Below are 13,769 nucleotides of genomic sequence, written 5' to 3'. Positions count from 1 at the left end.
GTGCGGCATGTCGCAGCAGCGCCCCGATCGGAGCACTCCCAGGAAGCCGGCCTTGCGCCCCGACGCATCCATGTCGCTGCTGACCAATGTGATGGATCACAGCCTCGACGACGGGTACGCGGAGGCCGCCGCGCGGAAGTCCGCCGCGGGCGTGCGCGGTCTGCCCCGCACCCTGCGGGCGAAGTTGGGCCTGGCAGCCGGTCTGGTGCTGGCAGCGGTGGTCGTCACGGTCGGCGCCGCCCAGGCGCGGATATCGGCACCGACGCTGGCCAAGGAACGCGAAGAGCTCATCCATCGCATCCAGAAGGGCACCGGCGAGGCGGACAAGCAGCAGAAGCGGGTGGACGCGACCCGCGACGAGGTCAGCAGGATGCAGCGCGAGGCGCTGCGGACGCACGGCGGCGACAAGGCGGAACTCCTGGCCCTGTTGTCCGGTTCGACCCAAGTGACCGGACCTGGCGTGAAACTTGTGGTGGACGATGCCAAGGACGCGGAGTCCAGTGGGGGAGGGCCGCGGGAGAGCAGTGGTTTCTCCGATACCGGGCGGGTACGCGACAGGGACATGCAACGCGTCGTCAACGGCCTGTGGGAGTCCGGTGCGGAGGCCATCTCCGTCAATGGGCAGCGGCTTACGTCACTCTCGGCGATCAGAGCCGCGGGAGACGCCATACTGGTCGACAACAAGCCACTGGTACCGCCTTATACGGTGCTGGCGGTGGGGGACGGGCAGCGGCTCAGCACCGCTTTCCAGGACAGCGTCGACGGCCAGTATCTGCACGTCCTGCACGAGAACTACGGCGTGCGCACGAGGATTTCCGCCGAGAGCGAGGTCACGCTGCCACCCGCGCCGAGTTTGACCGTACGTACCGCAAAGCCGCAGGCCGGTGCCGCCAAGGCGGATGGCGCCGACACAGGGAAGGGCACATCGTGATCGCCGTACTGGGCCTCATCGTGGGAGTCGTGGTCGGGCTTGTGGTCCGACCCGTGGTGCCGACGGTGGTCGAGCCCTACTTGCCGATCGCTGTCGTCGCGGCGCTGGATGCCGTGTTCGGCGGTCTGCGCGCGATGCTGGACGGCATCTTCGACGACAAGGTCTTCGTCGTCTCCTTTCTCTCCAACGTCGTCGTTGCGGCGCTGATCGTCTTCCTCGGGGACAAGCTGGGCGTCGGTGCCCAACTCTCCACCGGTGTGGTCGTGGTGCTCGGCATCCGGATCTTCTCCAACGCTGCCGCGATCCGCCGGCACGTCTTCAGGGCGTGAGGCGGATGGCAACGGACGAGACCCCGGAGCCGGAGAAGAAGCCGGAGCCGCAGCAGAAGCCCGAGCCGCAGCGGGACCGCAGCCCCGCCGACCGGCGGCCGATGCCTCCCGAGAGCCGGCCCGCTCCGAAGGAGGCCGAGGAGCGGACGGAAGGGCGTAAAGCGGACGACGCGCAGCAGAACGGCGACAAACCGACAGACGCCGCCGCCCCTGCCCCGGAAGAGGAAGATGGGGGCGCGGGAAAGCCGCAGAACGGCCGGCAGCGGCTCGCCGCAAGCCTGTGGCCGCCGCGGCTGACCCGGGCTCAACTGATCGTCGCGTTGCTCCTGTTCATTCTCGGCCTCGGCCTGGCGATTCAGGTACGTTCCACGAGTGACAGCAGTGCGCTGCGGGGTGCGCGCCAGGAGGACCTTGTGCGCATTCTGGACGAACTGGACAATCGCTCCCAGCGGTTGACGGACGAGCAGCGCCGTTTGGAAGGGCAGAAGACCGAGCTGGAGAACAGCTCGGACCAGGCCGAGGAGGCTCGTAAGCAGACCGTGGAGAAGGAACAGCAGCTGGGCGTGCTGGCCGGGACCGTCGCGGCGCAAGGGCCCGGCATCTACCTGACCATCGACGACCCGACGCACTCGGTCGAGGCGGACAAGCTGCTGGACACCGTCCAGGAGCTGCGAGCGGCCGGCGCCGAGGCCATCCAGGTCAATAACGTACGGGTCGTCGCCAACACCTATCTCTCGGATGCCAGCGGCGGCGTGGAGATCGACGGCAAGCGGGTCACGCAGCCTTACCGTTTCAAGGTCATCGGCAAGCCGGAGGACCTGGAGCCGGCGCTGAACATCCCCGGTGGGGTGGTGCAGACCTTGGAGAAGGAGCAGGCCAAGGTGTCGGTGACCCGGCAGGAGAAGATCATTGTGGATGCCTTGCGAGAGGCGAAGCGGCCTGACTACGCTCGGTCGTCTTCGCAGTGAGGTGTCCAGATATGTCCATGGCCCGGGGAGGGCATGAGGTAGCGGGGGGTCGGCGCACCGTGTTTGTGGTGTGTGGTGGAAACTGTCTGCAGGCCACGGACGTTCAATGGATGTCCGGATCGGCCGGTGTGTGCATCGAGGGTTCGTCCTGCCCCACGGGCGGGTCTGTTTCGTTCAAGGGGAATCGCCCGTGAAGTTGTTTGGAAAGCTGTTCGGCAAGAGCGCCCGCCAGGAGGGCGGCAGCGGCTCGGCGCGGCATCGTGCCGCGGGCCGGCCCGATGAGAGCGGTTCTGGCGAGGACCGTCCGCTCTTCCGTGACGAGGTCAGCGGTCCGTCCGGGGGGTACGGCGCGGGTTCTGTTGACCCCTCCGGGTCCGGCCGCATAGGTTCCCAGGAACCATCAGCCTCATCCACGGGTGGAGGGTTGGCCTTGCCGGTTTGTACGAGGTGCGGACATCGGAACGCCGAGGCGAGCCGGTTCTGCTCCAACTGTGGCGCGCCGCTGCGCCCGGGTGCGCAGCCCGAGCGCGCGTCCGAGACGACCTCGACCATCTCGATCTCGGGGATCGAGGCCTATGACGCGGAGGCGACGGGCCAGACCCAGATGCCGTCCCTGTCGCCCGAGGCCCAGGCGGCCGTCGACGCCCTTCCGCTGGGTTCGGCGCTGCTGGTCGTCCGCCGGGGGCCGAACTCCGGCAGCCGCTTCCTTCTGGACAGCGAGCTGACGACGGCCGGCCGGCACCCGCAGGGCGACATCTTCCTCGACGATGTGACGGTCTCGCGCCGCCATGTGGAGTTCCGCCGAGGTGCGGACGGACGCTTCGCGGTCGCCGATGTCGGCAGCCTGAACGGCACGTACGTCAACCGCGAGCGGATCGATTCGGTTGCGCTCTCCAACGGCGACGAGGTCCAGATCGGCAAGTTCCGGCTGGTCTTTTACGCGAGCCAGCGAGGCGCCGGAATCTGACCGGCCAGGGAAGGCATATGCGCCAATCACCGACAGGCGGTGCCGGGTCCTCCGGCGCCGCCTCCTCGGACGGCAAGCCGGTGAGCATCGGCACGGTGCTCACTTTGCTGCGCGAGGAATTTCCCGAGGTCACCATCTCCAAGATTCGCTTCCTGGAGGCCGAGGGGCTGGTCGAGCCGACGCGCACGCCTTCCGGGTACCGCAAATTCACCGCGGCCGACGTCGAGCGGCTGGCGGGCGTCCTGCGGATGCAGCGGGACCACTATCTCCCGTTGAAGGTCATCAGGGAGCATCTGGACGCCCTGGAGCGCGGTGAGCAGGTGCAGCTGCCGGCCCAGGCCACTTCCTCGCGGGACCTGGTTCCGGGCATGCGCGAGCCCGGTGAGGACCGTCCGGCGGCCGCCCGGGTCGGCCGGGCCGAGCTGCTGGCGGCCGCCGAGGTCGACGAGGCGGCGCTCGCCGACTGGGAGTCGTACGGGCTCGTCGTACCGGATGCGGACGGCGCTTTCGACCGCGAGGCCGTCACGGTTGCGAAACTGGTCGCCGAGCTGGGGCGTTTTGGTCTCGAGCCGCGGCATCTGCGGGCCGTCAAGGCGGCCGCGGAGCGGGAGGCGGGCCTGGTGGAGCAGGTCGTGGCACCCCTCCGCCGGCATCGAAATCCGCAGACCAGGGCCCATGCGGAGGCTACGGCCAGGGAGCTGGCAACGCTGTCGGTACGGCTCCACGCGGCATTGGTCGAGACCGCGCTGAAGGTCCGCCTCACATGAGCAAATGACTGCCCGACTACCCAAACCTGCCGGGCACGTCCTAGGGTTGCTGTGTGAACGAGCTCGACGTCGTGGGTGTCCGGGTGGAAATGCCTTCCAGCCAACCGATCGTGCTCCTGCGGGAGGTGGGAGGCGATCGCTACTTGCCCATTTGGATCGGGCCAGGGGAGGCCACCGCCATCGCCTTTGCCCAGCAGGGCATGGTCCCTGCCAGGCCGCTGACGCATGACCTTTTCAAGGATGTGCTGGAAGCGGTGGGCCAGGAGCTGACGCAGGTCCGCATCACGGATCTGCGCGAGGGAGTGTTCTACGCCGAACTGGTCTTTGCCAGCGGCGTCGAGGTCAGCGCGCGTCCGTCCGACGCCATAGCGCTGGCGCTGCGCACCGGGACGCCGATTTACGGCACCGACGGCGTGCTGGACGACGCGGGCATCGCCATTCCGGACGAGCAGGAGGACGAGGTGGAGAAGTTCCGCGAGTTCCTCGACCAGATCTCGCCCGAGGACTTCGGCAGCAGCAACCAGTGACCCCGGTCGGCAGATACGTCTGATTCCGGCCAAACTATTTAGCCGTTCCCCGCGCGAGGTCACGAGAAACCACTCGTAGGGTGATTATCACTCGGCGTGGCGAGCGCGGCGATCGTTGACGCACCCCGAGTGACTGCATACCGTCGATAAGGCAGGTCCCGTCCGGGACGTGGAGGACGGAGGGCGGCGTGGCAATCACCGGTGACGGTACGGCGGCGGAAGGGGCGTTGCCGCTCCACCCGAATGCAGCAGTGAACCGCGCACCGGCACAGCCCGCCGCGGTGTCGGGGGACTGCGCAGCAGGGACCATCGGCTACCGCGGTCCGACGGCGTGTGCGGCGGCGGGGATCACCTACCGGCAGCTCGACTACTGGGCCCGTACCGGCCTGGTGGAGCCCAGCGTGCGCCCCGCCTACGGATCCGGTACCCAGCGGCTCTACAACTTCCGGGACGTCGTCGTCCTCAAGATCGTCAAGCGGCTGCTGGACACCGGGGTTTCGCTGCAGAACATCCGCACCGCCGTTCAGCATCTGCGCTCGCGCGGGCTGGACGATCTGACGCGGATGACGCTGATGAGCGATGGCGCCACGGTCTACGAGTGCACCTCGCCCGACCAGGTCGTCGATCTGCTCCAGGGCGGCCAGGGCGTCTTCGGCATCGCGGTGGGTGTGGTGCTGCGGGACGTGGAGGGCGCGCTCTCCGAGCTGCACGGGGAGCGGCTGGACACCGGCGAGACGCTGGTCGGCAAGAACCCGCGCGACGAGCTGGCGCGGCGGCGCAACCGGGCCGGCTGAGCCCCGCATCCGGACTCCGGCCCGGCAGCGGGTCGATTGTCAGTGGTGTGCGGGAGGATCGGTCCTGTGAGATCCGCGCCGACGATTCTGCATCTGGACATGGATGCGTTCTATGCCTCCGCCGAGCAGGCGGCCAAGCCGAGCCTGCGTGGGAAGCCCGTGGTCGTCGGCGGGATCGGGCCGCGCGGGGTGGTCGCCACGGCGTCGTATGAAGCGCGGGTCTTCGGTATCCGCTCGGCCATGCCGACGGCGCAGGCGCGGCGGCTGTGCCCCAATGCCGCCTACCTCAGTCCGCGGTTCCAGTTGTACCGCCAGGTGAGTGACGCGGTGATGGAGCTGCTGCACGCGCTGTCGCCGCTGGTGGAGCCGCTGAGCCTGGACGAGGCGTTCGTGGATCTGGAGGCGGGCGGGGTCGCGCCCGAGGTGGTCGCCGTACGGGCCGTGGGGGAGCGGCTGCGGCGGGACATCAAGGAGGCCACGGGCCTGACCGGCTCGGTGGGGCTCGCGGGCGCCAAGATGCTGGCGAAGATCGCGTCCGAGGCGGCGAAGCCGGACGGCCTGGTGGTGATCGAGCCCGGTACGGAGCGGGAGCTGCTGGGGCCGATGCCGGTGCGGACGCTGCCCGGGGTGGGGCCGGCGACGGCCGAGGCGCTGCGCCGGGCCGGGATCCATACGGTCGCGGAGACCGCGGAGGCCGGTGAGGACGAGCTGGTGCGGCTGCTGGGCAAAGCGCACGGCGCCGGGCTGTATGCGATGGCGCTGGGCCGGGACGACCGCCCGGTGGTGGCCGAGCGGGACGCGAAATCCATCTCGGTCGAGGACACCTTCGAGGTCGATCTCACCGACCGGACGCGGGTGCGGGCCGAGCTGGTGCGGCTGGCGGAGCGCTGTGTGCACCGGTTGCGGGAGGCCGGGCGGTCCGGTCGCACGGTGGTGATCAAGGTCCGTAATTACGATTTCTCGACGCTGACCAGGTCGGAGACGCTGCGCGGGCCGACGGACGACCCCGCGGTCGTACGGGAGGCGGTGGCGCGGCTCCTGGAGACGGTGGACACCACGGGCGGGGTGCGGCTGCTGGGGGTCGGGGTGAGCGGGCTCGCCGACTTCACGCAGGAGGATCTGTTCGCCCAGCTGGCGACCGAGCAGGAAGCCGAGGAGACGGCGGCCAGGGCAGCGGCCAGAGCGGCGGCGCCGGTGTCGGGCGGGGTGGGTGAGCCGGAGCCGGAGGAGGAGCGGCCGCGCCGCTGGCATCCGGGGCTGGACGTGGTGCACGACGAGTACGGCGCCGGCTGGGTGCAGGGCAGCGGGGTGGGCAGAGTGACCGTACGTTTTGAACAGCCGTGGTCCGCACCGGGAAGGGTGCGGACCTTTGCCGTCGATGACCCGGCGCTGCGGCCGGGGGAGCCGTTGCCACTGGTGGGCGGGGAATCAGGAGCCGGTCAGTCCTCCGAGCCGGCGATCTTGCCGAAGTCCTTGTCGCCCGGGGACGCAACGGGGTCGGAGCCCGGGGAGGAGATATCCAGCCGGTAGTGGTGGTAGAGCTGGAGTTCCTGCTCGGGGGAGAGATGGCGGCCCACCCCGAAGTCCGGGGCGTCCTTGATCAGCTTGCGGTCGTAGGGGATGCGTAGCCCCTCGTCCGCCAGCTCGCTCGGCTCCAGGGGGACGAACGCGTCCCGGCTGAAGAGACCGGTGCGCACGGCCGCCCATTCGGGTTCGCCGGTCGCGTCATCGAGATATACCTCATCAATGGTCCCAATCTTGGTGCCGTTCCGGTCGAACGCTTTGCGGCCGATCAGGCTCCGGGGATCGATATCGGTGTGCACAGCCCCTCCTTGTGGTCGCAACTGCCCTGTGACAACTACCAAACGGCACATTTCATGCCCCGGCCACTCGAAAGTTCCCCCGACAGGTGCGCTGGTAGGCTGACTGATGGCCGCTGACCCCATGCGGGAGAGTCCCTTGCCGTTCGCGGCGGGGGCGCCGAAGGAGCAAATCCTCCCCGGAATCTCTCAGGCATCCGTACCGCATGGACGAGGTCACTCTGGAAAGCAGGGCGGGCCGCGGTGGCACAGCGCCGGGACCCCTCCTCACCGACGGTGAAAGCCGGGCCGCAGCCTGCGGACCGGTGAAGCTCTCAGGTTGAGATGACAGAGGGGGAGGCCGTCCGGGCACCCGCGCCGTGGTGCCCCTCGTAGGTCGCAGTGACCAGGAGGCCCCCGCAGATGACCACCAATCGCATCTCCCTGACAGAGCTGGAGCGCGGTACGCCCTTCGAGGCCCGGCACGTCGGTCCCGACCTCGAGGCGCAGGCCAAGATGCTCGCGCAGGTCGGCTTCGGATCGCTGGACGATCTCACCGCCACGGCCGTACCCGACGTGATCAAGAGCGCGGAGGCGCTCGGCCTGCCGCAGGCCCGTACGGAGGCGGAGGTCCTCAAGGAGCTGCGCGGCCTCGCGGACCGTAACCAGGTCCTGTCCTCCATGATCGGCCTCGGCTACTACGGCACGTTCACCCCGCCGGTGATCCTGCGCAACGTCATGGAGAACCCGTCCTGGTACACGGCGTACACGCCCTACCAGCCGGAGATATCGCAGGGCCGTCTGGAGGCGCTGCTCAACTTCCAGACCATGGTCGCCGACCTGACCGGACTGCCCACCTCCGGTGCCTCCCTGCTGGACGAGGGGACGGCCGCCGCCGAGGCGATGGCGCTCTCCCGCCGCGTCGGCAAGGTCAAGCAGGGTGTCTTCCTGATCGACGCGGACTGTCTGCCGCAGACCATCGCGGTGATCCAGACCCGTGCCGAGCCGACCGGCGTCGAGGTCGTCGTGGCGGACCTGTCCGACGGCATTCCCGCGGAGATCGCCGAACGCGGTGTCTTCGGCATGCTGCTGCAGTACCCGGGCGCGTCCGGCGCGGTGCGTGACCCGCGTACCGTCATAGCGCAGGCCCAGGAGCTGGGCGCGGTCGTCACCGTCGCCGCCGACCTGCTCGCCCTGACGCTGCTGACCTCGCCCGGCGAGCTCGGCGCGGACATCGCGGTGGGCACGACCCAGCGCTTCGGCGTTCCGATGGGCTTCGGCGGACCGCACGCCGGCTTCATGGCCGTACGCGAGAAGTTCGCCCGCAGCCTGCCCGGCCGCCTGGTGGGCGTCTCCGTCGACGCGGACGGCGACAAGGCCTACCGCCTCGCGCTGCAGACCCGTGAGCAGCACATCCGTCGCGAGAAGGCGACCAGCAACATCTGCACCGCGCAGGTGCTGCTCGCCGTGATGGCCGGGATGTACGCGGTCTACCACGGTCCCGAGGGCCTGCGGACCATCGCCCGGCGCACCCACCGCTACGCCGCCGTCCTGGCCGAGGGCCTGCGCGCCGGCGGCGTGGAGATCGTCCACGACGCGTACTTCGACACGCTCACGGCGCGGGTGCCGGGCCGGGCCGCCGAGGTCGTCGCCGCGGCCCGTGAGGCGGGCGTCAACCTCCGGCCGGTCGACGCGGACCTGGTCGGTATCGCCTGTGACGAGACCACCGGGCGCGCGCAGCTGGCCGGTGTCTGGAGCGCCTTCGGGGTGCAGGGCGATGTCGAGCAGCTGGACGCCGTCGCCGCCGAAGCGTTGCCGCAGGAGCTGCTGCGCGGCGAGGACTACCTCGCGCACCCGGTCTTCCACCAGCACCGCTCCGAGACCGCGATGCTGCGCTACCTGCGCACGCTCGCGGACAAGGACTACGCGCTGGACCGCGGCATGATCCCGCTCGGCTCCTGCACGATGAAGCTGAACGCCACGACCGAGATGGAGCCGGTCACCTGGCCCGAATTCGGCCAGCTGCACCCCTTCGCCCCCGCCGACCAGGCGCAGGGCTACCTGACGCTCATCCAGGAGCTGGAGGAGCGGCTCGCCACGGTCACCGGCTACGACAAGGTCTCCATCCAGCCGAACGCCGGATCCCAGGGCGAGCTGGCCGGTCTGCTGGCCGTCCGCGCCTACCACCGCGCCAACGGCGACGAGCAGCGCACCGTCTGCCTGATTCCCTCCTCGGCGCACGGTACCAACGCCGCCAGTGCCGTCATGGCCGGCATGAAGGTCGTCGTCGTCAAGACCGGCGAGGACGGCGAGGTCGACACCGACGATCTGCACGCCAAGATCGACAAGCACCGGGACGAGCTCGCGGTCCTGATGGTGACCTATCCCTCGACGCACGGCGTCTTCGAGGAGCACATCACCCAGATCTGTGCGGCGGTGCACGACGCCGGCGGCCAGGTCTACGTCGACGGCGCCAACCTCAACGCGCTGGTCGGTCTCGCCGAGCCCGGCAAGTTCGGCGGCGATGTCTCGCACCTCAACCTGCACAAGACCTTCTGCATCCCGCACGGCGGCGGCGGCCCCGGTGTCGGCCCGGTCGGCGTCCGCGCCCACCTGGCGCCGTACCTGCCCAACCACCCGCTGCAGCCCACCGCGGGCCCCGAGACCGGCGTCGGGCCGATCTCCGCGGCTCCCTGGGGCTCCGCCGGGATCCTGCCGATCTCCTGGGCGTACGTCCGCCTGATGGGCGGCGAGGGCCTCAAGCGCGCCACCCAGGTCGCGGTCCTGAGCGCGAACTACATCGCCAAGCGCCTGGAGCCGCACTACCCGGTGCTCTACACCGGCCCCGGCGGCCTGGTGGCGCACGAGTGCATCATCGACGTCCGGCCGCTGACCAAGGCCACCGGCGTGAGCATCGACGATGTCGCCAAGCGGCTGATCGACTACGGCTTCCACGCGCCGACGATGTCCTTCCCGGTGGCCGGCACGCTGATGATCGAGCCGACCGAGAGCGAGGACCTGGACGAGCTGGACCGCTTCTGCGACGCGATGATCGCCATTCGCGCGGAGATCGAGAAGGTCGGCTCGGGGGAGTGGGACAAGGACGACAATCCGCTGCGCAACGCCCCGCACACCGCGGGCGCGCTGGCCGGCGACTGGTCGCACCCCTACAGCCGTGAGGTGGCTGCCTTCCCGGCCGGTGTCGTGGCCGCGGAGAAGTACTGGCCGCCGGTGCGCCGTATCGACGGTGCCTTCGGTGACCGTAACCTCGTCTGCTCCTGCCCGCCGCTGGACGAGTACCACGACTGATCCGGCGTACGGGGTGTCCGGGTAGCGGTTGCCCGTCCCGTCGGTACACATCTACACATCAAGGGCCCTCGGCAGATCTGCCGGGGGCCCTGTTGTTCTGCCAGGTGCTGTGGGTCAGGCCACGCTGGCAACCCGTTCCTGCGGTCGGTGCGGGGCGATGACCTGCCCGTCCGGCAGCAGCTCACCGGTGTCCTCGAAGAGCAGGACGCCGTTGCACAGCAGGCTCCAGCCCTGTTCGGGGTGGTGCGCCACGGGATGCGCGGCCTCCCGGTCGCTGGAGTCTGCGGACGGGCAAGGAGGTTGGTGCTGACACATGGAAGTTGTCTTTCGCTGCGGTGTGAACGTCGTTGTGCGGCTCGATGAGATGGCCATGGCCGCTCCCCCGTTTCCATCGGTTGGTCCCAGTGTTGCCCCACGGAAGGGTTTCCGCAGGGATTTGGCGGCAGTGGTACTCACTGGATGAGGACGCATCACCCGTGCGGGCGGTTCAATTGCATTCTTGCCCAAGGGGGTTGAGAGTGCTTCGGGCTACTGGCCCGCCCGGGTGAGCGCAGCACTGCGCCCCGCGGCCGGATGGGGCGCGGGGCGCTGCGCTGGGCGACGGTGTGCGCGGTCAGGCGGCCGGGGAGTCCAGCAGCGGGCCGGGGGCGAGGCGGAGGGTGAGCCGGGGCAGCAGATCGGCGACGCGCTGCGGGTGGTGCGGGGCGATTCCGGGCGGCGCGGGCGCCAGCGGTACCAGCAGGTCACCGGGGTCGGGCAGGCCGTCCGCGCCGTCCGAGGCGATGTCGTGATGCAGCCACAGCGTGAGCATGTACAGCTCCGGTACGGACAGCAGCCGCGGCTGGTACGGCGCGGACAGCGACTCCGCCTGCTGGAGCGCCTGCTCGGTCGCGCCCACATAGGGGCCGCCGCAGAAGTGCGAGAACGTCCAGCCGTCTGCGGTGAGCATCGCCTCGGCGGCTGCCACGGCGCGCTCCCCGCTGCGGACGAGGAAGCGCCAGCCGGCCAGCCGGGTGCGCGGCGAGCCGCCCGCGCGGCTGACGTCGTCCCAGACGTGGACGGGCAGCGGACGGTCGGGACTGAGCGGGCCGTGATGGTCGCGCAGGGCGGAGCTCGGGGCTTCGCGGACGGCGGTGGGCGAGCCGAGGGCGGCGAGAACGCTGCGCAGGGCGGGCGCAGGGGCAGGGGGGAGGTGCAGCGGCATGGTGGGTCGCCTCTCACTTCGGAGACACGGTGAAGCCGGGCAGGTGCGGACGGCGCTGTCAGCATGCGGGGCCAGAGCATGGCCGGCCGGAGCGGTGGCCCCGGTGGGTCAGCGCAATGCCCCAGTGCCGGTGAGAACACCGCAGCACCGGGCGCCAACTCTCTGCCTCGTGTGCGGAGTTTATACGACGTATGTTCTGAAAATGTTTCGGCTACTGGTCTTGTGGATTTCCGGCAAGGCGGAATCCGGACCCTTCTTCGGGGGGATTTCCCCCGCTTTGCGCGGACCTTTGTCCACGCCACCTCATATTTTCCCGCGGGCGTGGTAGGCCGAATCTTGTCGGTGTTTTTCACAAGAGAAATGCTTATGGCGATGGCCGCTTGGATATGCCCTTGGCGCATGCCATGGGTATGTCCTGCCCGGCTCCGGTCCGCCGCCACTTCGAGCCTATCGGTACCAGGGTGCCCGGGAGGCGTTATCGATCAGATTGCCGGGGCATCATCGACCGTAGCTCGTGCCCCGGTGGTATCGGGGACGGCCCCAACCAGCCCGTGTCCACGGGCCGTTCGCTCGATCGAGGAAGGACCCTTCGATGGGGGAGAAGGTCGCCGCGCACGGCATCGACCTGGCTGACCGGGAGCGTTATCGAAGAAAGCTCCACGAGTGTCTCGCGGGATTGCGGAGGATGCTGGAAGAGAAGAGGTTCGACCGGCCCAAGAATCTCATCGGCCTGGAGATCGAGCTCAATCTCGCGGGCGCGGACGGACTGCCCCGAATGCTGAACTCTCAAGTTCTGGAACGCATCGGGAGTCGTGATTTCCAGACGGAACTCGCCCAGTGCAGTCTCGAGGTCAACATCGCGCCGCACCGATTGGCCGGCCGCGTCCTCGACCAGCTCGCCGAGGAACTCCGCACGGGCCTCTCCTACGCGGACAGAAAAGCCCGTGAGGTCGCCGCGCGGATAGTGATGATCGGAATTCTGCCCACCATGGCCGCCACCGACCTCACGGCCGCCAATCTCTCCGCCATCGACCGCTATGTGCTGCTCAACGACCAGATGCGGGCGGCGCGCGGCGAGGACTTCGCGATCGACATACAGGGCGTCGAGCACCTGGTCTCCCGTTCGGCCTCGATAGCTCCGGAGGCCGCCTGCACGTCCGTCCAGCTGCACCTCCAGGTCACCCCGGGCCGGTTCGCCGCCGTCTGGAACGCCGCCCAGGCCATCGCCGCCGTACAGGTCGCCATCGGGGCCAACTCGCCGTTCCTCTTCGGCCGTGAACTGTGGCGCGAGTCCCGGCCGCCGGTCTTCCAGCAGTCCACCGACACCCGGCCGCCCGAGCTCCAGGCCCAGGGGGTCCGCCCGCGTACCTGGTTCGGGGAGCGCTGGATCGACTCCGCCTACGAACTCTTCGAGGAGAATCTGCGGTACTTCCCGCCGCTGCTGCCGATACCGGGGTCGCAGGACCCGCTGCGGACCCTCGACGAGGGCGGCGTACCCGACCTGGCGGAACTGGTGCTGCACAACGGCACGGTCTACCGGTGGAACCGCCCCGTCTACGGGGTCGCCGACGGCGTCGCCCATCTGCGGGTCGAAAACCGGGTCCTGCCGGCCGGTCCCACCGTCGCCGACGTCATCGCCAACACGGCCTTCTACTACGGTCTGGTGCGGGCGCTGGCCGACGATCCCCGCCCCGTCTGGAAACGCCTGCCGTTCGCCGCGGCGGCCGCCAACTTCGACACCGCCTGCCGCTACGGCATCGACGCCTGCCTCCACTGGCCGCGCCCCGGCCGCGGCGGCGCCCTCACCGAGATCCCGGCCGTACGGCTGGTCCGCCAGGAACTGCTGCCGCTGGCGGCGGCCGGACTGGACGCCTGGGGCGTGGAGCCGGCCGACCGGGACCTGTATCTGGGCATCATCGAGGACCGCTGCGCCCGACGGGTGAACGGCGCGTCCTGGCAGGCGGCGGCCTTCCACCACGCGCTGCGCCAGGGCCTGGACCGGGATGCCGCGCTGGGCGCGATGACCCGGCGCTACAGCGAGCTGATGCACGCCGGGCAGCCGGTGCACACCTGGCCGGTGGCCTGGGCGGTGGGGACGCCGCCGGCCGTACCGGGGGCGCGGCACAGGGTCGAGAGCGCTTAGGGGACGTGGGGGCGGCATGGGCGTCGTCGTC

The 13,769-nt window shown here is 69.6% G+C and carries 13 protein-coding genes and 1 riboswitch; of the genes, 10 read left to right on the top strand and 3 right to left on the bottom strand.

Annotated features, from left to right (window positions below; translation table 11 throughout):
* Positions 1 to 7: 7 nt before the first annotated feature.
* The 8 genes from AC5677_RS05660 to AC5677_RS05625 all read left to right on the top strand — a co-directional run bounded on the left by AC5677_RS05660 (position 8) and on the right by AC5677_RS05625 (position 6,813).
* Positions 8 to 931, top strand: coding sequence for a DUF881 domain-containing protein (locus AC5677_RS05660; protein WP_497193895.1), 924 nt, complete (start codon positions 8 to 10; stop codon positions 929 to 931).
* Entirely contained in the window at positions 928 to 1,260 is a 333-nt protein-coding gene (locus AC5677_RS05655; protein WP_003984969.1) for a small basic family protein, read from the top strand. Before AC5677_RS05660 ends, AC5677_RS05655 begins: the two co-directional genes overlap by 4 nt.
* 5 nt (positions 1,261 to 1,265) lie before the next feature.
* Positions 1,266 to 2,228, top strand: a complete 963-nt coding sequence (locus tag AC5677_RS05650) for a DUF881 domain-containing protein (protein WP_497193894.1) — start codon at positions 1,266 to 1,268, stop codon at positions 2,226 to 2,228.
* A gap of 106 nt (positions 2,229 to 2,334) precedes the next feature.
* Positions 2,335 to 3,195, top strand: coding sequence for an FHA domain-containing protein (locus AC5677_RS05645; protein ID WP_497193893.1), 861 nt, complete (start codon positions 2,335 to 2,337; stop codon positions 3,193 to 3,195).
* Between the two features lie 17 nt (positions 3,196 to 3,212).
* Complete coding sequence (ftsR, locus tag AC5677_RS05640) at positions 3,213 to 3,962, top strand: transcriptional regulator FtsR (protein WP_497193892.1); 750 nt, start codon at positions 3,213 to 3,215, stop codon at positions 3,960 to 3,962.
* A 53-nt stretch (positions 3,963 to 4,015) separates the two neighbouring features.
* Positions 4,016 to 4,489 (top strand): bifunctional nuclease family protein, encoded by a 474-nt coding sequence (locus tag AC5677_RS05635; RefSeq protein ID WP_046929376.1) that lies wholly within the window; start codon positions 4,016 to 4,018, stop codon positions 4,487 to 4,489.
* A gap of 227 nt (positions 4,490 to 4,716) precedes the next feature.
* Positions 4,717 to 5,283: a MerR family transcriptional regulator gene (locus AC5677_RS05630; protein ID WP_497196519.1), complete on the top strand. Its 567-nt coding sequence runs from the start codon at positions 4,717 to 4,719 to the stop codon at positions 5,281 to 5,283.
* Positions 5,284 to 5,349: 66 nt separating this feature from the next.
* Positions 5,350 to 6,813: a DNA polymerase IV gene (locus tag AC5677_RS05625; RefSeq protein WP_497193891.1), complete on the top strand. Its 1,464-nt coding sequence runs from the start codon at positions 5,350 to 5,352 to the stop codon at positions 6,811 to 6,813.
* Here the strand turns inward: AC5677_RS05625 and AC5677_RS05620 are convergent.
* Complete coding sequence (locus AC5677_RS05620; protein ID WP_497193890.1) at positions 6,723 to 7,106, bottom strand: PRC-barrel domain-containing protein; 384 nt, start codon at positions 7,104 to 7,106, stop codon at positions 6,723 to 6,725. The two genes, AC5677_RS05625 and AC5677_RS05620, sit on opposite strands and share 91 nt — an antisense overlap.
* 114 nt (positions 7,107 to 7,220) lie before the next feature.
* Positions 7,221 to 7,318, top strand: a riboswitch (glycine riboswitch).
* A 187-nt stretch (positions 7,319 to 7,505) separates the two neighbouring features.
* On the opposite strand from AC5677_RS05620, the gene gcvP reads away from it, so the two are divergent.
* Positions 7,506 to 10,391 (top strand): aminomethyl-transferring glycine dehydrogenase, encoded by a 2,886-nt coding sequence (gcvP, locus tag AC5677_RS05615; RefSeq protein ID WP_497193889.1) that lies wholly within the window; start codon positions 7,506 to 7,508, stop codon positions 10,389 to 10,391.
* A 114-nt stretch (positions 10,392 to 10,505) separates the two neighbouring features.
* Here the strand turns inward: gcvP and AC5677_RS05610 are convergent, their stop codons facing one another.
* Both AC5677_RS05610 and AC5677_RS05605 read right to left on the bottom strand, forming a co-directional pair.
* The gene (locus tag AC5677_RS05610) at positions 10,506 to 10,706 is read right to left on the bottom strand and encodes a DUF5999 family protein (protein ID WP_403507862.1); all 201 of its coding nucleotides are present in this window, start codon (positions 10,704 to 10,706) and stop codon (positions 10,506 to 10,508) included.
* A gap of 298 nt (positions 10,707 to 11,004) precedes the next feature.
* Positions 11,005 to 11,595, bottom strand: a complete 591-nt coding sequence (locus AC5677_RS05605) for a hypothetical protein (protein ID WP_497193888.1) — start codon at positions 11,593 to 11,595, stop codon at positions 11,005 to 11,007.
* A 592-nt stretch (positions 11,596 to 12,187) separates the two neighbouring features.
* On the opposite strand from AC5677_RS05605, the gene AC5677_RS05600 reads away from it, so the two are divergent.
* Entirely contained in the window at positions 12,188 to 13,738 is a 1,551-nt protein-coding gene (locus AC5677_RS05600; protein ID WP_497193887.1) for a glutamate-cysteine ligase family protein, read from the top strand.
* Positions 13,739 to 13,769 lie beyond the last annotated feature (31 nt).

The sequence above is a fragment of the Streptomyces sp. JLSY215 genome (assembly GCF_059682825.1).
The sequence above is the reverse complement of the archived record's forward strand: the minus strand, read 5'-3'. Positions and strand labels throughout refer to the sequence as shown.

What these genes read in the sequence shown, in the direction of transcription:
- AC5677_RS05660 (WP_497193895.1), top strand. Translation starts at nt 8, where the DNA reads ATGTCGCAGCAGCGCCCCGATCGGAGCACTCCCAGGAAGCCGGCCTTG.
- AC5677_RS05650 (WP_497193894.1), top strand. Translation starts at nt 1,266, where the DNA reads ATGGCAACGGACGAGACCCCGGAGCCGGAGAAGAAGCCGGAGCCGCAG.
- AC5677_RS05645 (WP_497193893.1), top strand. Translation starts at nt 2,335, where the DNA reads ATGGATGTCCGGATCGGCCGGTGTGTGCATCGAGGGTTCGTCCTGCCC.
- ftsR (WP_497193892.1), top strand. Translation starts at nt 3,213, where the DNA reads ATGCGCCAATCACCGACAGGCGGTGCCGGGTCCTCCGGCGCCGCCTCC.
- gcvP (WP_497193889.1), top strand. Translation starts at nt 7,506, where the DNA reads ATGACCACCAATCGCATCTCCCTGACAGAGCTGGAGCGCGGTACGCCC.
- AC5677_RS05610 (WP_403507862.1), bottom strand. Translation starts at nt 10,706, where the DNA reads ATGTGTCAGCACCAACCTCCTTGCCCGTCCGCAGACTCCAGCGACCGG.
- AC5677_RS05605 (WP_497193888.1), bottom strand. Translation starts at nt 11,595, where the DNA reads ATGCCGCTGCACCTCCCCCCTGCCCCTGCGCCCGCCCTGCGCAGCGTT.
- AC5677_RS05600 (WP_497193887.1), top strand. Translation starts at nt 12,188, where the DNA reads ATGGGGGAGAAGGTCGCCGCGCACGGCATCGACCTGGCTGACCGGGAG.